Source organism: Nocardioides sp. CCNWLW216 (assembly GCF_037120545.1).
Lineage (GTDB): Bacteria > Actinomycetota > Actinomycetes > Propionibacteriales > Nocardioidaceae > Nocardioides > Nocardioides lianchengensis.
This window is the reverse complement of the sequence record NZ_JBBBBJ010000001.1, coordinates 577551-602684: the sequence shown is the minus strand read 5'-3', so window position 1 is coordinate 602684 and position 25134 is coordinate 577551. Positions and strand designations below refer to the sequence as shown.

At 71.2% G+C, this 25134-nt stretch carries 17 protein-coding genes; 14 read left to right on the top strand and 3 right to left on the bottom strand.

Annotation, left to right across the window (positions count from 1 at the left end; all coding sequences use genetic code 11):
* Positions 1-196: 196 nt before the first annotated feature.
* From V7S47_RS02775 to V7S47_RS02715, 13 genes are all read left to right on the top strand, one after another.
* Positions 197-1978: an acetyl/propionyl/methylcrotonyl-CoA carboxylase subunit alpha gene (locus V7S47_RS02775; protein ID WP_336560149.1), complete on the top strand. Its 1782-nt coding sequence runs from the start codon at positions 197-199 to the stop codon at positions 1976-1978.
* A gap of 146 nt (positions 1979-2124) precedes the next feature.
* Positions 2125-3300, top strand: coding sequence for a hypothetical protein (locus tag V7S47_RS02770; protein ID WP_336560148.1), 1176 nt, complete (start codon positions 2125-2127; stop codon positions 3298-3300).
* Entirely contained in the window at positions 3297-3953 is a 657-nt protein-coding gene (locus V7S47_RS02765; RefSeq protein ID WP_336560147.1) for a hypothetical protein, read from the top strand. Before V7S47_RS02770 ends, V7S47_RS02765 begins: the two co-directional genes overlap by 4 nt.
* Positions 3944-5104 (top strand): hypothetical protein, encoded by a 1161-nt coding sequence (locus tag V7S47_RS02760; RefSeq protein WP_336560146.1) that lies wholly within the window; start codon positions 3944-3946, stop codon positions 5102-5104. Before V7S47_RS02765 ends, V7S47_RS02760 begins: the two co-directional genes overlap by 10 nt.
* 41 nt (positions 5105-5145) lie before the next feature.
* Positions 5146-5622 (top strand): PH domain-containing protein, encoded by a 477-nt coding sequence (locus V7S47_RS02755; protein ID WP_336560145.1) that lies wholly within the window; start codon positions 5146-5148, stop codon positions 5620-5622.
* Positions 5619-7055 (top strand): PH domain-containing protein, encoded by a 1437-nt coding sequence (locus tag V7S47_RS02750; protein WP_336560144.1) that lies wholly within the window; start codon positions 5619-5621, stop codon positions 7053-7055. Before V7S47_RS02755 ends, V7S47_RS02750 begins: the two co-directional genes overlap by 4 nt.
* Before the next feature lie 247 nt (positions 7056-7302).
* Positions 7303-10695, top strand: coding sequence for a pyruvate carboxylase (locus V7S47_RS02745; protein WP_336560143.1), 3393 nt, complete (start codon positions 7303-7305; stop codon positions 10693-10695).
* 205 nt (positions 10696-10900) lie between these two features.
* Complete coding sequence (locus V7S47_RS02740) at positions 10901-12241, top strand: metallophosphoesterase family protein (protein WP_336560142.1); 1341 nt, start codon at positions 10901-10903, stop codon at positions 12239-12241.
* Entirely contained in the window at positions 12238-13290 is a 1053-nt protein-coding gene (locus V7S47_RS02735) for a GTPase-associated system all-helical protein GASH (protein ID WP_336560141.1), read from the top strand. Before V7S47_RS02740 ends, V7S47_RS02735 begins: the two co-directional genes overlap by 4 nt.
* Positions 13283-14365: a TRAFAC clade GTPase domain-containing protein gene (locus tag V7S47_RS02730; RefSeq protein ID WP_336560140.1), complete on the top strand. Its 1083-nt coding sequence runs from the start codon at positions 13283-13285 to the stop codon at positions 14363-14365. Before V7S47_RS02735 ends, V7S47_RS02730 begins: the two co-directional genes overlap by 8 nt.
* Entirely contained in the window at positions 14362-15216 is an 855-nt protein-coding gene (locus V7S47_RS02725; protein ID WP_336560139.1) for a hypothetical protein, read from the top strand. Before V7S47_RS02730 ends, V7S47_RS02725 begins: the two co-directional genes overlap by 4 nt.
* A complete protein-coding gene (locus V7S47_RS02720; RefSeq protein WP_336560138.1) occupies positions 15200-17206 on the top strand; it encodes a GAP1-N1 domain-containing protein in 2007 nt (668 codons plus the stop codon). Before V7S47_RS02725 ends, V7S47_RS02720 begins: the two co-directional genes overlap by 17 nt.
* Positions 17207-17513: 307 nt before the next feature.
* The gene (locus tag V7S47_RS02715; RefSeq protein ID WP_336560137.1) at positions 17514-18605 is read left to right on the top strand and encodes an LLM class flavin-dependent oxidoreductase; all 1092 of its coding nucleotides are present in this window, start codon (positions 17514-17516) and stop codon (positions 18603-18605) included.
* 200 nt (positions 18606-18805) lie between these two features.
* Here V7S47_RS02715 and V7S47_RS02710 read toward each other — a convergent pair whose 3' ends face one another.
* Positions 18806-22474: a family 78 glycoside hydrolase catalytic domain gene (locus V7S47_RS02710; protein WP_336560136.1), complete on the bottom strand. Its 3669-nt coding sequence runs from the start codon at positions 22472-22474 to the stop codon at positions 18806-18808.
* Positions 22475-22778: 304 nt separating this feature from the next.
* On the opposite strand from V7S47_RS02710, the gene V7S47_RS02705 reads away from it, so the two are divergent.
* Entirely contained in the window at positions 22779-23117 is a 339-nt protein-coding gene (locus V7S47_RS02705; protein WP_336560135.1) for a hypothetical protein, read from the top strand.
* Positions 23118-23168: 51 nt separating this feature from the next.
* Here the strand turns inward: V7S47_RS02705 and V7S47_RS02700 are convergent, their stop codons facing one another.
* Together V7S47_RS02700 and V7S47_RS02695 are read right to left on the bottom strand one after the other, a co-directional pair.
* Positions 23169-23786, bottom strand: a complete 618-nt coding sequence (locus V7S47_RS02700; protein WP_336560134.1) for a hypothetical protein — start codon at positions 23784-23786, stop codon at positions 23169-23171.
* 88 nt (positions 23787-23874) lie between these two features.
* Complete coding sequence (locus tag V7S47_RS02695; RefSeq protein WP_336560133.1) at positions 23875-25059, bottom strand: SpoIID/LytB domain-containing protein; 1185 nt, start codon at positions 25057-25059, stop codon at positions 23875-23877.
* Positions 25060-25134: the final 75 nt, after the last annotated feature.

Below are 25134 nucleotides of genomic sequence, written 5' to 3'. Positions count from 1 at the left end.
CGCCTCACCGTGCCCGGGGTACTTCGGCCCGCGGCGCCCCGGTCTGAGGAATTCGCCCAGGCCCGTGCACAGGTTCCGGGTCGCGATGTGTGAGATCCGTGACGGCGGCCACTCCCCAGACCGGGCTAGCCTCCGCTGTCGGGCGGAGTAGCCTGCCCGCGACTCGAAGTGCCGTACTCGAACCAGGAGTGTCACCGTGCCGGGAACCAAGCCTCTGCAGAAGGTCCTCATCGCCAACCGCGGCGAGATCGCGGTCCGCGTGATCCGGGCCTGCAAGGACGCCGGCATCGGCTCCGTCGCCGTGTACGCCGAGCCCGACCGCGACGCGCTCTTCGTGCGGCTGGCCGACGAGGCCCACTCGCTGGGCGGCGCGACGCCCGCGGAGTCCTACCTCGACATCGCCAAGATCATCGCCGTCGCCGAGAGGACGGGCGCCGACTCGGTGCACCCCGGCTACGGCTTCCTCGCCGAGAACGCCGACTTCGCCCAGGCCGTCCTCGACGCCGGGCTGACCTGGATCGGCCCGCCGCCCGCGGCCATCGAGGCGCTGGGCGACAAGGCCAAGGCCAAGCACATCGCCGACAAGGCGAACGCCCCGCTGGCCCCCGGCACCAAGGACCCGGTCAAGGACGCCGACGAGGTCGTCGAGTTCGCGAAGGCCAACGGGCTCCCCGTCGCGATCAAGGCCGTCTTCGGCGGCGGCGGCCGCGGCCTGAAGGTCGCCCGCACGCTCGAGGAGATCCCCGACGCCTACGAGTCGGCCGTCCGCGAGGCGGTCACCGCCTTCGGCCGCGGCGAGTGCCTGGTCGAGAAGTTCCTCGACAAGCCGCGCCACGTCGAGACCCAGTGCCTCGCCGACCAGCACGGCAACGTCGTCGTGGTCTCCACCCGCGACTGCTCGCTGCAGCGCCGCAACCAGAAGCTGGTCGAGGAGGCCCCCGCGCCGTTCCTCACCGACGCGCAGCTGACCGAGCTCTACGAGTCCTCCAAGCGGATCCTGAAGGAGGCCGGCTACTACGGCGCCGGCACCTGCGAGTTCCTGGTCGCCCAGGACGGCACCATCTCCTTCCTCGAGGTCAACACCCGCCTCCAGGTCGAGCACTGCGTCTCCGAGGAGGTCACCGGCATCGACCTGGTCCGGGAGATGTTCCGGATCGCCGCCGGCGAGGAGCTCGGGTACGACGACCCGGAGATCCGCGGCCACTCGATCGAGTTCCGCATCAACGCCGAGGACGGCGGCCGCAACTTCATGCCCGCCCCCGGCACCCTCTCCGCCTGGAGCCCGCCCAGCGGCCCGGGCGTCCGCCTCGACGGCGGCTACGAGAACGGCGAGACCATCCCCGGCTCGTTCGACTCCCTCATCGCCAAGCTCATCGTCACCGGCCGCGACCGCACCCAGGCGCTGGAGCGCAGCCGCCGCGCGCTCGGCGAGTTCGTCGTCGACGGCATGCCCACGGTCATCCCGTTCCACCGCGCGGTCGTCACCGACCCGGCGTACGTCGGCGCCTCGACGCCGTCCGGCGAGGGCGAGTTCACCGTCTACACGCAGTGGATCGAGACCGACTTCGACAACCGGATCGAGCCGTTCTCCGGCGACGCGGCGGAGGCCGAGGAGGCCGGCGAGCGACAGACGGTCGTCGTCGAGGTCGGCGGCAAGCGTCTCGAGGTCGTCATCCCCGCCGGGCTGGGCGGCCTCGCGGCCGGCCCCGCTGCCGGTCCCAAGAAGGCGAAGCGGAAGTCCGGGGGCAAGGCGGCCGCCGCCTCCGGCGACGCGGTCACCAGCCCGATGCAGGGCACGATCGTGAAGATCGCGGTCGAGGAGGGCCAGGAGGTCGCCGAGGGCGACGTCATCGTCGTCATGGAGGCCATGAAGATGGAGCAGCCGCTCAAGGCCCACAAGGCCGGCACGGTCACCGGCCTCACCGCCGAGGTCGGGGCGACCGTGACCAACGGTGCCGTCATCTGCGAGATCAAGTGAGCGCGCGTCGAAGCCAGGACTGACCTCCCTCCCCGCCGAGTCAGCAGCAGTTGCGGGCCGAGTCAGCACTACTGGTGCTGACTCGACCCTCCCTTGCCGCTGACTCAGCGGTGTGGACCCGGCACCTGTCGGGTAGGACCGAGGGCGTGACAGACGCCGACACCGTCGAGGCGATCGCGGCGGCGCTGCGTGACGACCCGGTCCTGGTCCACGAGCTGCTCGGCAACGGCCGCACCGACGAGGTCGACGACGCGCTGAGCGGGCTGGTCGAGGATCTGGCCGACCAGGGCGTGCCGGCGTACGTCGCCCTCGTCCAGACGCCCGACGCCGACCTCCCGTCCAACGCCAGCGACGCGGGCGACACCCTGCTCCGGCTGATCCACCAGGAGCTCGGCGAGCCGGGCCTCTACGTCGTCGCCACCCAGGACACGCTCACCGCGGTCGCGACGTACGACGTGCCGCTGGACGCGACGAGCATCAGCCTCGGCCGGTACGACGCGGTGCAGGCAGCTCGGAACGACCTGCCGGAGGGCGAGTTCGTCCCCGCCGCCGGCGAGGCTGCGGTGCTGCTGAGCGTGGCGGCCGACGACGACCTGTCCCTCACACCGGGCGAGGTCGACGACCTGATGGACAGCGGCCCGTGGGTCGCGGCGTACGGCGACGAGCCGATGTCGTATGAGCTCGACGACGCCCGCGGCGAGCCGGAGACGCCGCTGGTCTTCGCCGTCGCCTTCGCCCTGGTGGCGCTCGTCGTCGGCTGGCGGCTGCTGCGGGCCCGCACGGCCTGGGCGGGCGGGGCCACCTCCGCGCCCCGGCCCCGACGGGCCCGTGCGGACGACCCGCTCCCCCAGCCCCGGACCCGGCCGCAACCCCGGATCGACACCACGCGCAAGCAGGCCCGCAAGGCGCTGACCGCGCTGCGCCGCGAGGTCGACGGCAGCCTGCAACCGGTGACCGACGAGGTGCACGGCAGCCTGGAGGCGGCCGAGGACCTGGTCGACTCCGAGTCGAGGATCGAGGTGGTGGCCGCCCTGGTGCTGGCCGAGCAGGGCGCGGCCCGGCTGCGGGGCGACGAGATCCCGGTGCGCTGCTACTTCGACCCGCGGCACGGGCCGACCGAGCGGCGGGTGGTCGTCTCCGACGTCTCGCTTCCGGCCTGCGACGCCTGTGCCGAGGCGGTGGCGGCCGACGTATCGCCGGCCTCGCTGACCACCGACGACGGCAAGCGGCCCTACTGGCGCGCCGACTCGATCTGGGCCGCGACCGGCCTCGGCTCGCTCGACCCCGACCTGTGGCGCCTGGTCGCGGAGCGTCAGCGGTGATCGGGCGGGTCCGCGACCTGGTCCTCGCGTTGCTGCTGGCCGCCCTGGCCGCCGCCGCCGGACTCGGCGCGCACGCCCTCCTCGTCGACGTCCGCACGCCGGAGCCGACCGTGATCGGCGACCGGGTCCAGCGAGCGGCCGACGCGTTCGCGGCCGGCGAGCACGTCTATGTCGCCGCCGACGCCCACGACCTGCTCCCCCCGGACGCCGCGGCCCGGCTCGAGGAGCTGGCCGCCGGCTCCGAGGTCCCGGTCCGGGTCGCCGTCTGGGAGGACAGCAACGACGCCGGCTACCGCGGCATCTGGGACGCGGTCGGCCAGCTCCAGCGGGTGGCCGACGACGAGGGCGTCTTCGTCCTCTACACCGGTCCCGGCGACGGCGTCGTGGACGACAACCTGGAGGGCCCGTTGGAGGGCGACATCCCCTCCGACTTCAACGGCGACCCGGAGCGGCGGCTGAGCGAGATCGTCACCGCGGTCGCGGCGTCGAGCGAGGGGCCGGTGAGCGACTGGTCCTACTGGGGTGGGACCGGGGGCGCGATCGCCGCCGGCCTGCTCTACGGCGGGCTGGCCATTCCGGTCCTGCTCCTCGTGATCGGCCTGGTGCGGCTCGCGCTCGGCCGCCGGTTCCGGATGGTGGGGGGATGGACGTGAGCGAGGACCTGCTGGCCCAGATCTGGGCCTCTCTGGAGGAGACCGGGGTCTGGGTGGCCCCCGAGGCCGCGGCCGAGGTGTCGGCCGAGGAGCTGGCCGAGCTGGAGTCGGCGGTCGCCGAGGTGCCGACCCCGACGTACGTCGTCGTGCAGCCCGACCTCGACGACTTCGCGGGCGAGCCGGCCGAGCTGCTGACCCAGCTGCACGACCGGTACGACGCCGACGGGCTCTACCTCGCGCCCCAGTTCTACGGCGGCCTCGACCGTCTCAACCTCACCGACCGCGCGTGGGGCACCGAGGTCGACCCCTGGCAGGCGCTCGCCGTCGCTCGTGCCCGGCACACCGACGACGACGGGCGGGTCGACGACCTCGGCGCCTACCTGGTCGAGGCGGCGGAGCTGCTCACCGACGACGCCCTTCCCCAGGCCTACGAGGACGAGGTCGCCTCCAGGTCCAGCACCTCCACCCCGTCGTCGGGCGACGGCCGGGGTGACGACCCGGTGGGCGGCACGCTCGTGGGCGTCGCGCTGGGGCTGGTGGTGGTGGCCGCGGTCGTGGGCGCCCTGCGCCGCCGGCGCCGCCCGCGGGCCTTCGCGCTCCCGAGCTCGGTGGTGGCGCAGGTCCGCGAGGCGCAGGCCGACCGGCTGGAGCAGGAGGCCCGCTCGGGCCTGCTGGTCCTCGGCGACGCGATCCGCACCCACGACCTCGACCCCGGTGACGACAGCCAGGCCTGGCAGGCCGCCCTCGACCACTACGACGCCGCGGCCCGGGTGCTCGACACCGGCGGCAGCGACCTCGGCGTGCTCGACGCGGTCGGTGCGGTGGTCCTGGTCCGCCGCGGCCGTGCGGCCCTGGACGCGGCCACGGCCGGGAAGCCCTACCGTCCCGTCGCCGGCTGCTACCTCAACCCGCTGCACGCTCCCCCGACCCGCAAGCGCACCCGGCTGGTGCAGGACGGCCACACCGGCGACGTACCGCTCTGCCCGGACTGCCGGGCCGACCTCAAGGCCGGGCGCGCTCCCGACGCGCTCCGGGTCGACCGCGGGGGCAAGGCCGTCCTCTACGTCGACTCCGGCGTCGAGCCCTGGGCGTCCACGGCGTACGGCGCCCTCGGCGGCGACCTGGTGGGCGCGCTGCACCGGCTGCGCTGAACCGGCTCCGCCGGCCTCCGGACGACCCGTAGGGTCGTGCCGTGAACCTCCGTGAGCCCGCGCAGCAGGTGAGCCCGCGGGCCCGCTGGCTGTGGGCGGGCGGAGCCCTGGCGCAGGTCGTGGTCGCGGCCGGCGCGCTGGTGGTCGTCGAGTGGGTGTCGCCGCTGGACCTGCCCTGGTGGGCGTGGGTGCTGATCGGCGTCGCGCTGGCGTCGTACGTCGTGGTGGTGCCGCAGTGGCGCTACCTCGTGCACCGGTGGGAGGTCACCGACACGGCCGTCTACACGCAGACCGGGTGGTGGGCGCGCGAGCGGCGGATCGCGCCGATGTCGCGGATCCAGACCGTCGACCACGCCGAGGGCGCGCTGGCCCGGCTGCTCGGGCTGGCGACCGTCACCGTCACCACCGCCTCGGCCGCCGGGGCCCTGGAGATCGCCGGCCTCGACGCCGTCCGGGCCCGGCAGCTGGTCGACGAGCTGACCCTGAAGGCGGATGCCGTCGAGGGGGACGCGACGTGAGCGACTGGCAGCGTCTGGACCGCCGGATGCTGCTGGTCCACCCGATCCGCGAGGTGGTGAAGTTCCTGCCGGCGCTGATCGCCCTCTTCCTCGCCGGTACGGCGTCCGGCGGCGCGGCCTGGCACTACCTGCCCGTGCTGGTCCCGATCGCGCTCGGCCTGCTGCGCTACCTGACCACCAGCTTCCGCATCGACCAGGGCCGGGTCGAGCTGCGGCGCGGGCTGCTGAGCCGGCACGTCCTCTCGACGCCGGTCGACCGGGTCCGCACCGTCGACCTCACCTCGCCGCTGACCCACCGGCTGCTCGGGCTGACCACGGTGCGGATCGGCTCCGGGACCGGCGACGACGACGGCGCGCTCGACCTGGACGGGCTGCCGGTCGAGGTCGCCCGGCGGCTGCGGGCGGAGCTGCTGCGCGAGGCGCCGGCCGCTGCCGCGGACGACCCGACGCCCGTCGTCGACACCCTTCGCCTCGACCCGCGCTGGGCGCGCTTCGCCCCGCTCACCAGCACCGGCCTGGTGCTCGGCGGCGGTGTCGTCGGTCTCGCGGTCCAGGGCTGGAACACCGTCGGCGGTCCCCGGCTGGTCGACCTCGACGACCTCGCCGACGGGGCCGCGCGGGCCTCCGTCTGGATCGCCGTCCCGGTCGTGGCGGTCATCGCCCTGGTGGCCATGTCGTTGCTCGCGGTCGGCAGCTACCTGGTCAGCAACTGGGACCTCACCCTCCGCCACAGCCAGCGCTCCTGGCACCTCTCGCGCGGGCTGTTCACGACCCGCGAGACGACCCTCGACGACGTCCGGGTCGCCGGCGTCTCGCTCGGCGAGCCGATCGGCCTGCGGCTGGCCGGCGGCGCCCGGCTCGGCGCGATCGTCACCGGCGTCGACCGCAGCGAGCGGGGCAGCTCGGCGCTGGTCCCGCCCGCGCCGTACGACGTCGTCGCGGGGGTCGCCGCCCGCGTGCTGGGGTCTTCCGCCCCGGTCGCCGGCCCGCTGGTCCCCCACGGTCCCCTCGCCGTACGACGACGCTGGACCCGCGCGCTCGGTCCGGTGCTGGTCTTCGCGCTCCTCGCGGCGGTCGGGGTCGTGGCCGACGCGGCACCGGCCTGGGTCCTGGTCCCGCCGCTGCTGGCGCTGCCGGTCGCGGCGCTGCTGGCGGCCGACCGCGCCCGCTCCCTCGGCCACGCGCTGAGCGACGGCCGGTTGGTCGCCCGCTCCGGCAGCCTGACCCGGCGCCGCGAGGTGCTCGGCACCGACCACGTCATCGGCTGGACCTTCCGCGACACCTGGTTCCAGCGCCGCGCCGGCCTGACCACCCTGGTCGCCACCACCGCGGGCGGACGCCAGGCGGTCACGCTGCCCGACGTACCCCTGCCGGTCGCGGTGCGGCTCGCCGACGAGGCGATCCCCGGGCTGGTCGGGTCGTTCGCCGACTGAGGGCTCCGGTCCCCCGGGGCGGCGGTGAGCTGTCCACCGAATCGACCCGTCGCATGGTGGATCCGCCACCGCCCCGCCGGCGTTTCCTGCGGGCGCGCCGGGGCGGCGGTGAGCCGTCCACCGAACCTCGCGCGGAGACGGTGGACAGCTCACCGCCCCACCCCGCACGAGCGGCCGGTTGCACGTCACGTGAGACGGAGCACAACACCGGGCGGTAACCCCCGAGCGTCCGCATATCGTGGCGCCCATGTTCTCCAAGGTGCTGGTGGCGAACCGTGGCGAGATCGCGGTCCGGGCGTTCCGGGCGGCGTACGAGCTGGGCGCGCGGACGGTGGCGGTCTTCCCCTACGAGGACCGCTGGTCCGAGCACCGGCTGAAGGCCGACGAGGCCTACGAGATCGGCGAGCGCGGCCACCCGGTGCGCAACTACCTCGACGCGGAGTCGATCGTGGCGACCGCCGTACGGGCGGGCGCGGACGCGGTCTACCCCGGCTACGGCTTCCTGTCGGAGAACCCCGGCCTGGCCGAGGCGTGCGCGAACGCCGGCATCACCTTCGTCGGCCCGAGCGCCGAGGTGCTGGAGCTGACCGGCAACAAGGCCCGGGCGATCGCGGCAGCCAAGGCGGCCGGCGTCCCGACCCTGAAGTCGGTCGAGCCGGGCACCGACGTCGACGCGCTGGTGGCGGCGATCGAGGACAGCGACATCCCCTACCCGCTCTTCGTGAAGGCGGTGGCCGGCGGCGGCGGTCGCGGCATGCGCCGCGTCGACGAGCCGAAGGCGCTGCGCGAGGCGATCGAGACCTGCATGCGCGAGGGCGAGGCCGCCTTCGGCGACCCGACCGTCTTCGTCGAGCAGGCCGTCGTCGACCCGCGCCACATCGAGGTGCAGATCCTGGCCGACGGCGCCGGCAACGTGATCCACCTCTACGAGCGCGACTGCTCGGTCCAGCGGCGGCACCAGAAGGTCGTCGAGATCGCCCCCGCGCCCAACCTCGACCCGGAGCTACGCGACCGCATCTGCGCGGACGCCGTACGGTTCGCCCGCGAGATCGGCTACCGCAACGCGGGCACGGTCGAGTTCCTCCTCGACCCGGCCGGCAACTACGTCTTCATCGAGATGAACCCCCGCATCCAGGTCGAGCACACGGTGACCGAGGAGGTCACCGACGTCGACCTCGTGCAGTCGCAGCTGCGGATCGCCGCCGGCGAGACCCTCGACGACCTGGGCCTCTCGCAGGACGGCATCGTGCTGCGCGGCGCCGCGCTGCAGTGCCGGATCACCACCGAGGACCCGGCCAACAACTTCCGCCCGGACACCGGCGTGATCACGACGTACCGCTCCCCCGGCGGCGGCGGGGTCCGCCTCGACGGCGGCACGGTCTACACCGGCGCCGAGGTCTCGGCCCACTTCGACTCGATGCTGGCCAAGCTGACCTGTCGCGGCCGCACCTTCGACAAGGCCGTCGAGAAGGCCCGCCGCGCGGTGGCCGAGTTCCGGATCCGCGGCGTCTCCACCAACATCCCGTTCCTGCAGGCCGTGCTCGACGACCCCGACTTCGCGTCCGGGAACGTGACGACCGCGTTCATCGAGACCCACCCGCAGCTGCTCCAGGCGCGCGGCTCGGGCGACCGCGGCAGCAAGCTGCTGACCTACCTCGCCGAGGTCACGGTCAACCAGCCGCACGGCCCAGCGCCGGTCAGCATCGACCCGACCTCGAAGCTGCCCGCCGTCTCGCTCGACGTCCCCGCGCCCGACGGCACCCGCCAGCTGCTGCTGGAGCTCGGTCCCGAGGAGTTCGCCCGCCGGCTGCGCGCGCAGACCGACGTCGCCGTCACCGACACGACCTTCCGCGACGCCCACCAGTCGCTGCTGGCCACCCGGGTCCGCACCAAGGACCTGGTCGCCGTGGCGCCGTACGTCGCGCGCACGCTGCCGCAGCTGTGGTCGCTGGAGGCCTGGGGCGGGGCGACGTACGACGTCGCGCTGCGCTTCCTCTCCGAGGACCCGTGGGAGCGGCTGGCCGCGCTGCGGCAGGCGGTGCCCAACATCCAGCTGCAGATGCTGCTGCGCGGGCGCAACACGGTGGGCTATACGCCGTACCCGACGAAGGTCACCGACGCCTTCGTCGAGGAGGCCGCGGCCACCGGGCTCGACGTGTTCCGGATCTTCGACGCCCTCAACGACGTCGAGCAGATGCGCCCCGCGATCGAGGCGGTGCGGGCCACGAACACCACGCTGGCCGAGGTCGCGCTCTGCTACACCGGCGACCTGTCCGACCCGGGCGAGAAGCTCTACACGCTCGACTACTACCTGAAGCTGGCGGAGCGGATCGTCGAGGCCGGCGCCCACGTGCTGTGCATCAAGGACATGGCCGGCCTGCTCCGCGCGCCCGCCGCCCGCACCCTGGTCACCGCGCTGCGCTCCGAGTTCGACCTGCCGGTGCACCTGCACACCCACGACACCACCGGCGGCCAGCTGGCCACCCTCACCGCCGCCATCGAGGCCGGCGTCGACGCCGTCGACGCCGCCACCGCCTCCATGGCCGGTACGACGTCCCAGCCCCCGCTGTCGGCGCTCGTCTCGGCGACCGACCACGGCGACCGCGAGACCGGCCTCGACCTCGCCGCCGTGAACGCCCTGGAGCCGTACTGGGAAGCCGTCCGACGCGTCTACGCGCCCTTCGAGTCCGGCCTGGCCTCCCCGACCGGCCGCGTCTACCGCCACGAGATCCCCGGCGGTCAGCTCTCCAACCTGCGCCAGCAGGCGATCGCCCTCGGCCTCGGCGAGAAGTTCGAGCAGATCGAGGACATGTACGCCGCCGCGAACGACATCCTCGGCAACGTCCCGAAGGTCACCCCGTCCTCGAAGGTCATCGGCGACCTGGCCCTCTCGCTGGTCGCCGTCGGCGCCGACCCGGCCGAGTTCGCCGAGAACCCCCAGGCCTACGACATCCCCGACTCCGTCATCGGCTTCCTCAACGGCGAGCTCGGTGACCCGCCCGGCGGCTGGCCCGAGCCGTTCCGCTCGCGCGCGCTCGAGGGCCGGACGTGGACTGCCCCGGCCGAGGAGCTCGCGCCCGAGGCGGCCGAGGGCCTCGCCGGGTCGTCCGAGACGCGCCGCCGTACGCTCAACCAGCTGCTCTTCCCCGGCCCCACGAAGTCGTTCCTCGAGGCCCGCTCCGCGTACGGCGACGTCTCCGTCCTCCCGACCGTCGACTACCTCTACGGCCTGCGCCGCGGCGACGAGCACGAGGTCGAGCTCGACGAGGGCAAGACCCTCCTCCTCGGCCTCCAGTCGATCAGCGAGCCCGACGAGCGCGGCTTCCGCACTGTCATGACCCTCCTCAACGGCCAGATGCGCCCCGTCAGCGTCCGCGACACCAACATCGCCGCCGAGGTCGCCGCCGCCGAGAAGGCCGACACGTCCAAGCCCGGGCACGTCGCTGCGCCGTTCCAGGGGGTCGTCACCATCGTGGTCGCCGAGGGCGACAAGGTCGCTGCTGGTGACACTGTTGCCACGATCGAGGCGATGAAGATGGAGGCGGCGATCACCGCGCCTGTTGAGGGCGTTGTGGAGCGCGTCGCTCTGTCTGGCACGCAGGCGGTTGATGGCGGGGATCTGGTGCTCGTCCTCGGCTAACTCGAACTCATCGCGACGGCGCCTCGACCCTCAGGTCGGGGCGTCGCTGCGTTTCGGCCAGGTCCTGATGGCTGCTGCTTGTGCGTCACTTCGCCCACTATGGGCTACCCGAGAGGGGCGGTCTCTCGCCCAGAATGTGCTTCAACACGTCGCGGCAACCCTTACCGTGGTGTCGCCGTCCCCCACTTCCCCGAATCGAGCTGCAGTGGTCCTTCGCATCCTCCACGTAAGTGACATCCACTTTCACAAGGATGCCTACGGCTGGGACCCCAACCTGGACCAACGTGGCGAACTCGTTCGCGACCTCGCCGCACGGGTCGCCAGCGGCGGCCAGGTCGACGCGGTGCTCGTGGGGGGTGATATCGCTTTTGGTGGGCACCCCGACGAGTACGCGACCGCCGAGGAATGGCTCACGACCCTGGTGGCCGCCTGCGGCGGCATCGGTAAGGACCGGGTGTGGACGGTACCCGGGAACCACGACGTGGACCGCAATGTCCTCAGGGCAAGCATGCCCGCACAGGTGTTCCGCGAGCAGCTCAGGGACCTACCTTCCGCCAACTACGTCGACGAGTACCTGCGCAAGCGCGTGACCGCGGATCCGACCGCCGAGGCGTATTTTGAACCGTTGCGCGCGTATAACGAGTTCGCACGACCGTACATGTGTCACAGCGAACCACCCAAGCCACACTGGGTCGAGGACAGCACGTTGTTTCTGGACGGGCAGCCGGTCCACATCACCGGGCTGAACTCCTCCTTGAACAGCGACGACCAGGACGATGATTTCCGGGACGCCGACGGTAGGCGACAGCTCGCGCTCGGTCTCCTGCAGTGTCAGCTCTCTCGCGAGAACAACCCAGTTCACATCGTCATCGCTCACCACCCGCCGAACTGGATCAGGGACTGGGAGGTGGTCGCTCCCTACCTGCGGCGCGGACACGTGTGGATCTTCGGTCACGAGCACAGATACATGTCTTCGCAAGAAGTCGACCGTGGATCGCTCCAACTGTCTGGCGGCGCTGTCGGGCCGGAACGTCGCGCCGACGGTGAGAAGGACCCTTATGTACCGGCGTACCTACTACTGACACTCAGTTTCAACGCTGACGGCGACCTCGCAATCCACGTCGAGCCCCGGTACTGGTCGATGTCGGAGACCCGATTCATCGAACACCCCGACGGCGCGCAGGACTTCGTCGTGGGCCGTACCCCGGCGGTCCCGAAGGCCGACGCGACCGGGGTCGCACCGACGGTGCCGCCGGCGGCAGAACCGCAGCCCATCGCAGCGGCCAGCGCGTCGCCGATCGGTGACGCCGCAACGTCGGACCTGGCTCCCGGGCCCTCGCCGACCGCCGAGATCAACCGCCGCGAACTCGCGAGGCAGTTTGGGGCGCTTCCGCCGACTAAACGCCTCGCCATCGGCCTCGCCCTTGAGGTGCTCGACGAGACCGACCTCGCACCCGGGGCACACAAGGACCTGGCCCGGCTAATCCTGAGGCGTGTGGGGGAACGGGGCCTGGTCGATCAACTGCAAGCAAAGGTGACAGCATGACGACCCACGAGCCCGCTTCCACGATGCTCGCTGCGTGGCTGCAGCCGGTCCTGCCGATCGTGAACGAGGGCACCATTGAGCTTGCTCGTTCATGGGTGACCGCACTTGCGGTCGCCGAGGATGCCTACATCGAGGATCTCGCCCGAGCAGCGTTCGGGAAGGCTGACCCTGCCCAGGTTCGGACTCTGGAGACCAGTCTTGCGGCAGCAACCTCGACCTACGCGCCGGAGGGCAAGACCGAGCTGATCGCTCACCTGTCTGCCGCGGCCCTGATTCATCTGCTCGAAGAGGAGAGCGCCGCGTCGGCCGCCATAGCTAGCCGCTGCGAGTCGCTGCTCTTCCTCGGCTGGACGCCCGTGCTCGCCGCGCTGCCTGAGAGGGTTCGCGCTACCACAGAAGCAAGCGCCCGCAAGGTCCGCGAACGTGTGGTTCTCGATGCGACTATCAGAGCTCCCCGAAAGCGGTCAGCGGAGGCCGGGGCCGAGCTCGACGAAACCGACAAGCTCGCTGCCACCCTGAACGACGTCCACAACTGGGTCGGACGGGTCGTCGATCGTATCGACGCGGTCGTCGGACAGTTCAACGAACGCCTCGACCTGCTTGACGAGGAGGTCGACGCACTGTGGTGGGCCCGGTCCGGTACCTCCTCGACAACCGGCGAGGTGTGGACAGACCTGCCTGCGCTGCGACGAACGGTTATGGCCACGACCGAGGTGACGACGATCGTCGGGCCCCATCCGCCGACCGCTGGAACGCTAACGGTGCTGGACCAGGTGATCGCGGCCGGCACGGATACGTTCACCCTGACCGAGGCCGTCGCAGCCCTCCAGGAAACCGGATGGACGGCCCCCACACCCGATAACGCCCGTGAGGTCTTCCGCCCCTTGGCAACCGGCATCGCCTTCATGGTGCAGTTCAGCGGCAACACCACGGTGGTCACTGAGGCACTCGCGGCCTCCCTCGATCTGCCTGAAGGACATGTTGTTAGTGCGTCTGCCCTGGCTCGCCAGATTCTGAACGAACACGCACAGCAGGGCGAAGATGACTGAGGCGCAGGTCTTCCCGCAGTTCACGTGCTCAGAGGCCGGGTGCGAGATCGCCTCCGGGGGCGCTTGCCTCGACGGCTTTGAGTCCGCGACCATCTGCCCGCACGCTACCGAGACCGCTGGCCCAGGCGACGGGGCCGGAAGGTCGGACGAGGCGGATCCCGAAACCGGTGAGACTTCTGAGGGGTTGACAGAGGACGAGGATCCGGATCTCGAGCGACCGGTTCTGAGGACCGAGCCACCTGTACTCGTTCCCGGAGAGGAGGCACTGACCCTTGGTGAGGCAGGTGGCCTGATGGCCAAGCACCGAGTCACGATGGTGCTGGTCGCCGGCGAGGCCGACGTGGGCAAGACGACCCTGGTCGCCGAGCTGTTTGCGAGGTTCCTTGCTGGACCGTTCAACGGCTGGTCCTTCGGCGGATCGGAGACGCTGCGGGCCTTTCACATCCGTCTGCACCCGTCGCTCGCGTCCTCCGGTGCGGGAACCCCAACGACCGAACGCACCGCCGATGAGGAGATGCGGTTCCTACACCTCACCTTGGCGCGCGACGGCAACCGGCACGAAGTCCTGGCCTCTGACGGCAAGGGCGAGTACTTCGAGAATCTCATCGAGCACGGCGGTATTGCCTCCGAAGTACCGATCGCGGGTCGCGCCGACCGGTGTGTGGTCGCTGTCAACGGCGAACGCCTCAACAACCCACGTCTGCGGGACTCGACCATCCACAGAGCGCGGCTGCTCCTCATGGCCCTGACAGGACCGGGCGGAGTTCCCGCGGGATGCCCCATCGCGCTCCTGTGCACCAAGTGGGACAAGGTCGGCACCGACGAAAGTCGCTCCGCTGCGCGCGCCCTGCTCGACGAGCTGGCCGCATCGTGTGGACGCGAGGTCGCCGTGATGACTGCGACGGTCCGACCTGGACCTGACATCGAAGGCCTCGAGGAGCTCCTCGACTTCGTAGCCCCGACCAACGAAACTCCACCAGCCAGCGCCGGGGCCGAGCGACGCGCCCCTGCTCAGAACGGCGAAGGGCGCCACTTCTGGCGGGCTCTTGAAACGCCACCAGGAGAGACCGTATGACGGAGAGCCCGGATCCCGACGCCGTGAGTGCCCTGTTCGTAGGCCTCCCGTATACGGGCAAGACCACCTACCTAGCCCTGGCTTATGGCACGATCGTCAACGACCTGAACTGTGGTGTCGACCTTGACGCGCACGACGACGATCGTGCCTACCTCAACCGGATTCTTGGTGCGCTTCAAGAGTTCAGGCAGGCGGACCACACGACCGTGGGCGAAACCGAAGGGATGAATCTGTCTCTGCGGTTCTCCGAGCACGCTTCGGCGCGTGTGGAGATCCCCGATCTTTCCGGCGAAACCTGGCAAAGCGTCCACGTCGACCGTTCGTGGGACAGACAGCTCGTCGACGCGGTTCACGGTTGCACGGGCTTCGTCTTGTTCACCAACGTCGACTACCACGAGGCCGGCCAGACGGTGGCAGAACACCAGGCTGACGCCGAGGCCCTGGGTGACGAGGATTGGGATCCCACCCAACCTCACTCTGAGGAGATCGGAGAAGGTCCTACGCAGCTCGCACTGGTTGACCTTCTCCAGGCCCTGCGCCGCGTGCACGATGGCGTCTTCCGGCTCAGCATCGTCCTGTCTGCGTTTGACGCCGCATTGCCTGCCGACATCAAGCCGACGGCGTGGGTCGAGCAGAATCTGCCCTTGCTCGCTCAATACGTTGCCGTGAACGCGGACCGTATCGAGAGCCGAGCCTTCGGCGTCAGCGGTCAGGGTGGTGTGTATCCGCCGCCCCCTGACCTGGAGTCGATCCCGCTCCTTCGACGCGCCTTTGTGCGGGGGCCTGAAGGCGAAAATGAAAGTCTCCTCGCGCCGCTACTCTGGGCGCTAGGCCATGACCATGAAGATTAGGACTGAACAGGCTCTCTTCGGCTACAACGAGGGACACCGCCTCCTTGTGTCGTCGAGGTCGTTGAGCTCCGAGACCCAGCGCGCGCTCCGGACACTGACAGACGCGGCCTTCGAGGGTGCGGTGACGACGTACCTCACTGTGCAGCCGCTCGAGACCGAGAATGCACAGGCGTTCGTCCGCACATGGCGCGCGGATGACTGGAACCGCCCGGGCAGCGTTTGGTCACATGTGTTGTTTGTCGAGCATTCCGACCTCAGTAAGATGACCGGGTTCGGCGCCATCACAAAAGCGTTTCGGAGGCCACATCCGGCGGCCGGCGCGCTCTCGAACGCGGAACTCTCTGCGTATCAGGTCGCGCTAGACATTGCAGGTGATCAGCGCGTCGGCCCGGTGAACGCAGACATCGAAATCCTGCGTCAGATCATCCACGCCACCTACTCAACCAACGATCCGATCCAGTTCCGCGTCAACCAAGTCGAGAACTTCGAGTCTCTCTTGCTGGCGATGACCGAGCAGCAATGGCCGCGCCTGAGGCGGACGTTCTCATCGCGAACGCGGCAACGCGCCGCCAGCGCCACGTACGACCTTGAGTTGGTCGAAAAGTTGTCGAGGTCAACTGCAGCTAATCCGCTCGCGGATCAAGGCTCGCGCGACGTCGGTAGATGGGTCGACTGGTTGGTCCGCGACCTGATTCAGCCGGACGAGAACTTCCGACTGTTCCTGCGACTCGGTGGCACTGAGAGCCGGACCGGGCGCAGCGAACTACGCAGGCTGGCCGACCTCTACGACCGCCTGGCGCAACCGAATCCAGACATCATCAAGACCGCTCTCGCAGTACGACACGCCTATCCGCTGCCGGAGAGCCACAGCCTTTTGAAGGCAGCTCTCTTCGGACCGGCTGATCATTCTAGGTACGGAGGCTGGCCGGTCGACGAAGCATCGCGTCTGACCGCCGCGCTTGCCGCGTCGCCGTCGTTGGACCTCAGAGGCCTCGACTTCGGGAGTCGACTGGCCCAACTGGCGATGTCACCCGGCGGAGCCGAGGAGGTCGGCCGCATGGATCTCGAAGCCCTTCCTCTTGAAGCACTCGAGCCTGTAGTCGCAGATGTGGCGAATGCGGTCGACATTACTGCTGCCGTTGCCCTCGCGAACGCGCTTCCCGAACTTGGCGCACTGGTTGTGGCACGCCGACCTGAGCTTCTGGGCCAGCCAGCAGTTTGGGCGGAGGGCGATGCCGCACTCTTGCTCGACATCCTCGAACTGCAGAATCGCGACACCGTCATTGCCGTACTCACCTCGCTGCTCGAGTTTCGGGCGATTGAACCCCTTGCCGCGGTCGCCAGCGCGAACCCGGCACGATGGTGGGACCTTCTCGGATGGGTCGGCACAAGGCCGTCTTCAGACCTCGTCGCCGGCGCGGAGGTCCTGCGCGCTGTGCTGGCGCGTATCGGCTCAGCCGCTCTCGGCTCTCCACCGGAGGGGTCTCTGCAAAGCTCGGGCGAACTCGTAGCGCTCGCTTTGGCCGCCGACTTGGGGGTCGGGCTGTGGAGGCGTGCGCCCGCGAAGGACTGGGCGAACCTCATCTCGCATCTGCCGGAGCTAGACGCTCCCAGGAACGTCATCGAGCGTACCTACTCCGTCGCTCTGGCAAGCGCCTTGCAGAGCAACTCCGCGAAGGTGCGGACGCAGGGCTGGCAGATGACATTCGAGTTCCTCCATTTCGCCCTTCTGGACCCAGGATTCGACCCAGAAGGCTGGTATCTCCTGGCGAACGTGCTTCCCGCGGGTGAAGAGTGGGATCGGTGCAGTCGTCTCCGCCGTGGTGCTGCTTGGGAGGCGCGCCGTGACCAGTGGCCGCCGGCTTCGGTCGCACGCCTAATCGAGGCCTCGACGCCCTACCAGTACGACATGGCTGACCTCATCAGTGCGCGCAGCGAGAAGAAGAAGAAGGACAGCTGGCTGCGGTCAGTACTCCGGCTGCTCGAATAGCTCCCGCCTGCCGCCGGTCGGCGGGTCTAACCTCCGCCTCCCGGCGTCGTCGAAACGTCCGCGATTACCGAGGTCTGTCGGTCCGCTCCACGCCGGCGGTCGATCAGGGAAGCTGCCGCTGGTCGCGCGCGCTGACGAGACCCGCGCCCTACCCCCGCGAGTCGGCGCGTTCGAAGCACCTGCACACGCCGAGAGGACTCGGGGCTGACGCGATCTTGACGAGGACCGGGTGCGTCACCGAGCCGGCATCGCTCACCGACTCGTAGCGTTGAAGAGACAAGCCGCGCGTGACCCGTCGACGGACGGGATGGAATGGGTGGCGAGCGGGACGCGTTCAGCCCGCACCCACCACCCACCCTCGGAGGTTCCCGTGCACGTCGGCGTTGACAGCTTCGTCTCACGGGTCACTGACCCGTCCACTGGTCGCGTCGTCGGCCCCGCGGAACGGATGGCCCACCTGCTGGAAGAGATCGAGCTCGCCGACCGGTCCGGCCTCTACTCGTTCGGCATCGGCGAGCACCACCGCGAGGAGTACTACGACTCCGCACCGCCGGTCATCCTCGCCGCGGCCGCCGCGCGTACGACGTCGATCCGGCTCGGCAGCGCGGTAGCGGTGCTGAGCGCCGCCGACCCGGTGCGGCTCTTCCAACAGTTCGCGACGCTCGACCTGATCTCGGGCGGCCGGACCGACCTGGTGGTCGGCCGCGGCTCGTTCACCGAGTCGTTCCCGCTCTTCGGTCTCGACCTGGCCGACTACGACTCGCTGTTCGCCGAGAAGCTCGACCTGCTCCTGCAGATCCGAGACTCACCGAAGGTGACCTGGTCGGGACAGCACCGCGCCCCCCTCACCGGTCAGGGCGTCTACCCGCGACCAGCGCAGGACCGGCTGCCGATCTGGGTCGGGGTCGGCGGGACGCCCGAGTCGTTCGTGCGCGCCGGATTGCTCGGTTTGCCGCTGATGGTCGCGATCATCGGCGGCGAGCCGCGCCAGTTCGCACCGCTGGTCGACCTCTATCGCCGGGCGGGCGCGCAGGCCGGTCACGCGCCCGAGACCCTGCGCGTCGGCCTCCACGTCTTCGGCTACGTCGGCGAGAGCCGTCGCCACGCCGCTGACACGATCTACCCGGGCTGGCACGAGATGTTCACCTCGGCCTCCCGCGAGCGCGGCTTCGCGCCGCCCAACCGGGCCCAGTTCGACGCCACCAGCGGACCTGACGGCGCGTTCTTCCTGGGCAGCCCCGACGAGATCGTCACCAAGCTCGGCCGCGTCGCGGACCAGCTCGGCGGGGTTGATCGGGTCGCGCTCCAGATGACCAACCCGCGCTTGGCCCACGCCGACCTGCTGCGCGGCATCGAACTCCTCGGCGCCGAGGTCGCGCCGCGGGTCGCTGACCTCTGACCAGTCGTCGCAAGCCGGACCGTCGGACAAGCCGACACCGCACACGCTCCGTCCCTGTGTCTCTCCCCGCCGTCAGCGCGTTGCACGCGGGTCCTGCCCGGGAGAGCTGACGCCGGCGGGCTCGGCGAGGAACCATGACGAAGCGGCCGGCCAGGGCACCCTCACGGGCACCCGGACCGGCCGCTTTCACCAGAGGCATCTCAGCGTCGTACCCGCACGATCACCCGCGCCGAGCGGGAGGGCTTGACCCCCTTCGTCCCCTGGAAGAGCGCCCGCACAGCGATCCGCCCGGGCCGAACCTGACGCGGCACCCAGATCCGAGCCCGGCCCTGAGCTTTGACCGTGGCGGCGCCGAGGCGACCCTTGCTGGAGCGGAAGACGACCGTGCCGCCCTTGACCCGCGCCCCGTCCTCAGCACGGACGCGCGCGACCAGCAGGACCCGGTTCTTCCGACGCTCCGCCGTCAGCTTGGTGGTGGAGGAGACCCGGCCGGCCGAAGGCGGGTTCGGCGGGGTGGGCGGGGTCGCGCGGACGTTGCTGAACGTCCAGGTGCCCGACCCGACGGACCAGCGCTGCTGGCCGTCGACGGTCTCCAGCGGCGTTGCCGTGGCGCCCCTCGGACCGCGGACGGCGTACGTCCGGCCGGCGACGACCGGGAGGGAGACGACGCCCTCGACGTTGACCGGGAGGCCGGCGGTGAGGGTGACGTCGCTGCCACGGCGGGTCCAGTCGGTGCTGACCGGGCCGCGCTGGGTGGGGCGGGTGCCCGCGGCGTGGGTGAGGCCGGTGTCGGGGATGCGGAGGGCGACGTCGCTGGCGCCGGCTCCGGTCAGGTCCACGCCGAGCACGTCCTGCTGGATGTCGACGATCGCCTGGGAGCCCCAGCCGTGCGACAGGCTGTTGGCCGAGCCCTCGGCGACCCACGCCTCGGGCGTGAACGTGCCGCCGTCCTTCAGTGTCTTGGCCCAGCCGAGGTCGTCGGCGTTGGTGAGCAGGCTCCGCAGCTCGCGCTCCGCTCCCCCGTCACCGAGGGCCTTCAGCAGCCAGTGCGACGTCATCGGGCCCTGCTTCATGCCCATCGCGCCGATCCGCTTCGCCAGCTCCGGACGGTCGGCCCCGGGGGCGATGCCGAACGCGATGGCGTACGACGTCGCGTGCTGGCCGGCGTGCGGGCTCGACGTGCCGTCGGCGCGGATGCCGTCGTGGTAGCTGCCGTCGCTCTGGCGGAGCACCGCGTTCATCCGGTCGGCGATCGCGTCGGCGTCGGCGTCGTACGCCTCGGCCCCGGGCTCGCCGAGCTCCTCCGCCATCAGGGCGGCGGTGCGGAGCACGTTGACGCCGAGGGCGTTGACCGTCGTGCGGGCGGTGGCGGTCATGTCGTAGTCGAAGCGACCGGAGGCCGGCCAGTCGACGATGCCGTAGAGGTACTGGCCCGAGCCGCCGGTGAGCTCGGTGACCAGGCCCTGCGTCGCGCCGCTGGTCGCGACGTGGCGGCGGATGTAGCCGGCCGTCTCGGCCATGGCGGGGTACGCCTCGGCGAGCAGGTCGCGGTCGCCGGTCTCCTGGTAGTAGCGCCAGACCCAGTCGGGCACCAGCGCGGTGAAGTCCGGGATGTCGCGCTTGCCGTCGCCATTCGGGTAGACGGCGTTGTAGCGGCCCTTGTCGACCTCGGCGCCGCTCCAGTAGCGCTCCTGGCTGGCCAGGAACTCCCGCATCGCGACCCGGGTCGCGACCCGCTCGTTCTGGGTCGCCATCAGGCCGTAGGAGATGTTCGCGGTGTCGAGGAGGAACTGACCCTGCTCCCGCGTCGGGGTGTCGACGAAGGTGTCCTGGACCGAGTAGACCAGCGAGCGGTCCATCAGGTCCCACACCGCGTTCAGGGTGGGGTCGTCGCTCTCGAACGTCGCCGCCTCGCCCGGGAGCCGGGTGTGCAGCACGGTGGCGCTGACGTCGTCGACGGTGATGTCCTCCCCCGCGCCCGGGATCTCCAGGTAGCGGTAGGCGAGGTGGTCGAAGGCCTGGAAGTCCTGCTCGCCGTCGACCTGGGTGTAGAGGAAGCGCATGTCGGTCCCCTGCGTCGCGACGCCCGACGTGGAGACGCGGCCGTTCTCCTCCAGCAGGAAGCTGGCGCGGACCGGGATCGTGCGTCCGGCCAGGCCGTCCTCGAAGTGCACCGCCGGGCGGGCCGGGATGACCTTGCCGAAGTCGGCGACCGGGGTGCCGTCCTGGGCGATCAGGATCCGCTCAGGCCGTACGACGGTCTCGGTGACGCGGGTCTGGCGGCCCGAGAGGTGGTTGAACGTGTTCGCGACCGGGTGCTCCCCGATCACGATCGGCGCGCCCCACGTCGAGTCGTCGTACCCGGGGCGCTTCCAGGCGCCGGCGGCCACAGTGAGCCGCGCGTCCTGGTGGGTGATGTTGAGACCCTCGCCGTTGCGGGTGCCGACACCGACGAAGTCGCCCGGCCGCGTGCGCCAGGTGCCGTCGGTGGTGACGACGTACTCGGAGCCGTCGGCGTACTCGACGACGACGCGGCCCAGCAGCCCGGGCGTGCCGGCGGCGCGGCCCTGGCCGCTGCCCGACCAGCGGGAGACGACGCCGAAGACCGTCTGGCGGCCCGGGCGGAGCAGGACGGTGAGGTCGGCGGTCTGGTAGTACTGCTCGGCCTGCAGCGTGGCGCTGCCCTGGTAGCCGAGGTTGCTGCCGCGGTCGGCGCGGGTGCCGTTGACCCACAGCTCGTAGGTGTCGTCGGCGGCGAACCAGCTCCGCGCGCGAGTGATCGTGCCGGCGGGCAGCGTCACCTGCTTGCGCGCGAAGGTGAACTCGTCTGGCTCCTGCCCCGCGCTGCGCTCCCACTTCGCGAGGTCGCTGGAGAAGTCCTCGGAGAAGAGCGTCTCGTCGTCGGGGCCGGTGACGACCAGGTTGTCGTAGTCGGCGGTCTCGCCGCTCGCCGTACGGAAGCCGACGGTGCCGGTGGCCCAGTTGGTCCGGGTGACCTGGCCGAGCTCCGTGCCGTCGAGGAGGTAGGTGATCGTGTCGCCGACGACCCGGACGGTCAGGTGGTACGTCGTGTCGACCGCGACCGTGGCCGGGAAGGTCACCCGGGCGCCGGAGGTGTTGGGCAGCGTGCCGCCCTGCAGCAGGTGGTGGCGTACGCCGGTGCCGGGCACCAGCGCGACCATGTAGCCGTTGGCGGCGTCGGGGGCGCGCAGCACGATGCCGGCGCTGTTGCGGCGCGGGGTGATGTCGACGTCGAGGGTGTAGTCGGTCCAGTCGCGGCCGGCCTTGGCGACCGTGATGCCCGCGCCGGTGTGGCGCCCCTGCCCGTCCTGCACCTGAAGCGCACCGGTGAGGGAGCCGGGCTGGCGGCGGATCCACTGCGCGCCGCCCCAGTCACCGTCCTCGAGGCCGGTCTCGAACGTCGCCTCCGGCGCCCAGGGCGAGACCTGGCCGCCGCGGTCCCAGGTGCGGACCGTCCAGTCGTACGCCGTACCGGGGTCCAGGTCGGCGCCGTCGTAGTCGACGTAGGCCTGCTGGTCGGAGTCGACCTTGCCGGAGTCCCAGACGACCTGGTCGTCGTCGCCGCGGACCTCGATCTCGTACGCCGTCTGCACCTCGTTGCCGTCGACGTCCTGCGGCAGCCACCCGAAGCGGGGTGTCCCGTCGACCTCGAGCGGGTGCGGCTGGTCCTCGACGGTGAGTCGGGTCGGCGCCGACGGTGCGGTCCCGTCCGCGGCGTGCGCGGGGGTCGCCGTCGTCGCTGCGCACAGCGTCACGCCGAGGGCCAGGGCCACCGACGACGCCGCGATCCGGCGGGCGGGATGGGAGTGGTGAGGCGGGGTCGCCGCCTGCGAAGGGGGTTGAAGCACCGAGAGCTCCTCCGAGATTGAAAGGTTTCAGGAAGCGATCCTGTCATGGAGTGGTGGGCGTCACAAGGGGGCTGAGATGCCTCCTTATGAGCGGTTGGGTGCATCCAGGTCGTGCGCGTCGATCTGCCGCGCCCACGAGGGTTGAGCTGCGCGAGAAAAAGTGACGCGCGGTGCGCGGATACGAGGCCCCGACAGCGATCCGGCCCGTCACTTTCTCCGGACGACGGCGCAGCCGTGATGCCGCGCAGGCCGACCGACTCGATTCCGCCTCCCCCGCCACGGATCTCGATTAGCGTTCGCCCGCATGACCACCGAGAGCCGCGAGGACGACTGGATGGCCGGCGTGGCGCCGCCCGTCCAGCGCACCCCGGCCGAGCAGGCCGAGCGGAACGTCGACCTGGTCTGGTGGGCCACCTGGCTCGGGTTGCTCCTGGCCGGCGTGGCGGCGATCGCGGGCGTGACGATGGCGGTGCAGCGGAAGGCCGTCGAGTGCACGGACGACTACGAGTACGACTACGAGTGCGTCGCGTATCCGATGGCCGCGCCGGGGGTCGCGATCGCGGCGCTGGCCGGCGTACTGGCGATCCTCGTGGTCTTCGCCGGCATCGCCGCGCGGGCGGCCCTGCGGACCACCGAGGAGTGACCCCCCGCGACCGCCGGTCTGAGCGCTACCTGCCGATCGAGCCGGGCAGCGTCAGCCGACCGCGACCCGCGGGCTCCAGCCCGGCAGACGAGCCACCGAGTAGCCGCGATCGCGCAGCCCGTCGTCGACGTGGAACACGCGCGACCTGGCCCGGCTCCCCTCCAAGGTCCCGTAGGCCACGCCGACGCGGACCCAGCGTGGGTCGCCGAGGCAGGAGCGGGCGATCCGGACGACCATCAGGTTCCGCTTCGGGCGGAACCGGCCTGAGGCATCGGCACAACCCGCCATCTCGTCCTCGCTCACGGGCATCAGGAGGAACGTGGTGTCCCGCCCCTCGCGGGCGACCTCGGCCATGACCTCGACGCCACCGGGCATCCTCAGGTGGAGGCGGCCGAACTGACCACCACGCGTCATGTCGCGGACCCGGACGGCCACGCGGACCGTCCGGGACGTGTGGGCGATGTCCACCCGCCGTACGTCGGCGTCCCGGTCCTCCGGGGCCGCCGACTCGGAGCTGTTCCCCCCGCCCTGGACCACCCGCACCACGTCGCCGGACGCGTCACGGTGCGACCAGACCTCAGCGTGGGCGGCGGGGGTCGTCGTGGAGACGAGGGCGCGCGACGCGAGCAGCGTCGAGAGGGACAGCACGAGCCGGTGGGGGCGCATCATTCTCCGAACCTGGGGTGGGCGAGCGCCCATCCTCTCGGCTCGGTCGCGCCGCCGCAGGCGATCGGCACGGAAGCGGACCCGACCGCCCTCAGGACACCCTGAACGTCAGGTACGTCGACCGCAGCCCCAGCACGCTGCGGAACGTGTCGCCGCTGACCGTGACCGACCCGGCACTGCCGCCGAGCGTCAGCGACCGGACCCGCCCGCCCCAGTCGCCGTTGCCGTCGCGCGCGGTGACCCGGATGGCCTGCAGCGTGCCGATCCGCGGCCAGGCCTTCTCGAGCCGGGCGGCGGGGAAGCGGACGTTCCAGGCGTGGACAGGGTTGCCGGACCAGCCGTCGTACGGGTCCTCGACGGCGGTCAGGTAGGGCACCGAGCCGGCGGAGGTCCAGCCGCCGCTGCTGGAGGAGAACTGGGTGAAGGCGGGCTTGCCCCCGTCGAGCAGCGCCTGGCCGCGGGTCGCGGCGATGGCCGCGTTGGAGGCGGGGTGCTCGGCGGCGTACCCGCCGTACACCTGGCAGGACGTGGTGTCGCAGATCTGGGCGTGCCGCGAGCGGGGGTGGGCGCGCTCGTAGGCGGCGTAGGTGCGGGCCGCGACCGCCTGGGCACGGACGGCGGCCGGGCTCCAGGTCGCCGGCATCTCCAGCGGTACGACGCCGCGCAGGTAGCCCTCCAGCGAGACGATGTTGACCGTCTCGTGGCCGCCGCCGGCGACCGAGGCGTGCCGCAGGCGGCCGCGGTAGGGGCGGTCGCCGGACGGCGTGACCAGGGTGACCGGTCGGCCGCCGGCGGCGATCTCGCCGTCCCCGCGGAGCGTGCGCCAGCGGACCCAGCGGGTGGTCTTGTAGGCGACCCGGGTGACCCCGGCCCGCGAGGTGGCCACGCGCCAGTAGCGGGCGCCGTTGGCCGGCAGCGTCCAGCTCCTCTTGGCGCGGAGGTCCTTGACCGTGAGGCCCGAGCGCGCCCGGACCAGCAGGTCGTCGGTGGTGTCGGCGGAGATCTGCACGCTGACCCGGCCGCCGACGCGACCCGGCTTCAGGCCCGGGTAGTAGAAGGCCAGGATCCGGTCGTGGGAGAGGCCACGCTTGGCGGCGCCCTGCGCGCCGTACTGCGACATGCCGTGGCCGTGGCCGTAGCCGTGGCCGGTGATCGTCACCGTGGCGTCGGCGGGCACGGCCCAGCGGTCGGTGGCGTGAGCCGGCGTCGGGGCGAGCAGCGAGGCCCCCAGGAGGGTCGCCGCGAGGGCCGGGAGGACGGTCGGGCGCAGGCGCATGTGGGGGTGAGTTCTCCGCGAGAGATGGGACGGAAGAGCACGCTTGGTGCCTCCGTGACAGATGTGAAAACCCAT

Bases quoted from the DNA above. Each gene is read 5' to 3' on its own strand.
- V7S47_RS02760 (WP_336560146.1), top strand. From the start codon at position 3,944: ATGGACGTGAGCGAGGACCTGCTGGCCCAGATCTGGGCCTCTCTGGAG.
- V7S47_RS02745 (WP_336560143.1), top strand. From the start codon at position 7,303: ATGTTCTCCAAGGTGCTGGTGGCGAACCGTGGCGAGATCGCGGTCCGG.
- V7S47_RS02735 (WP_336560141.1), top strand. From the start codon at position 12,238: ATGACGACCCACGAGCCCGCTTCCACGATGCTCGCTGCGTGGCTGCAG.
- V7S47_RS02730 (WP_336560140.1), top strand. From the start codon at position 13,283: ATGACTGAGGCGCAGGTCTTCCCGCAGTTCACGTGCTCAGAGGCCGGG.
- V7S47_RS02725 (WP_336560139.1), top strand. From the start codon at position 14,362: ATGACGGAGAGCCCGGATCCCGACGCCGTGAGTGCCCTGTTCGTAGGC.
- V7S47_RS02720 (WP_336560138.1), top strand. From the start codon at position 15,200: ATGACCATGAAGATTAGGACTGAACAGGCTCTCTTCGGCTACAACGAG.
- V7S47_RS02715 (WP_336560137.1), top strand. From the start codon at position 17,514: ATGGAATGGGTGGCGAGCGGGACGCGTTCAGCCCGCACCCACCACCCA.
- V7S47_RS02705 (WP_336560135.1), top strand. From the start codon at position 22,779: ATGACCACCGAGAGCCGCGAGGACGACTGGATGGCCGGCGTGGCGCCG.
- V7S47_RS02700 (WP_336560134.1), bottom strand. From the start codon at position 23,786: ATGATGCGCCCCCACCGGCTCGTGCTGTCCCTCTCGACGCTGCTCGCG.
- V7S47_RS02695 (WP_336560133.1), bottom strand. From the start codon at position 25,059: ATGCGCCTGCGCCCGACCGTCCTCCCGGCCCTCGCGGCGACCCTCCTG.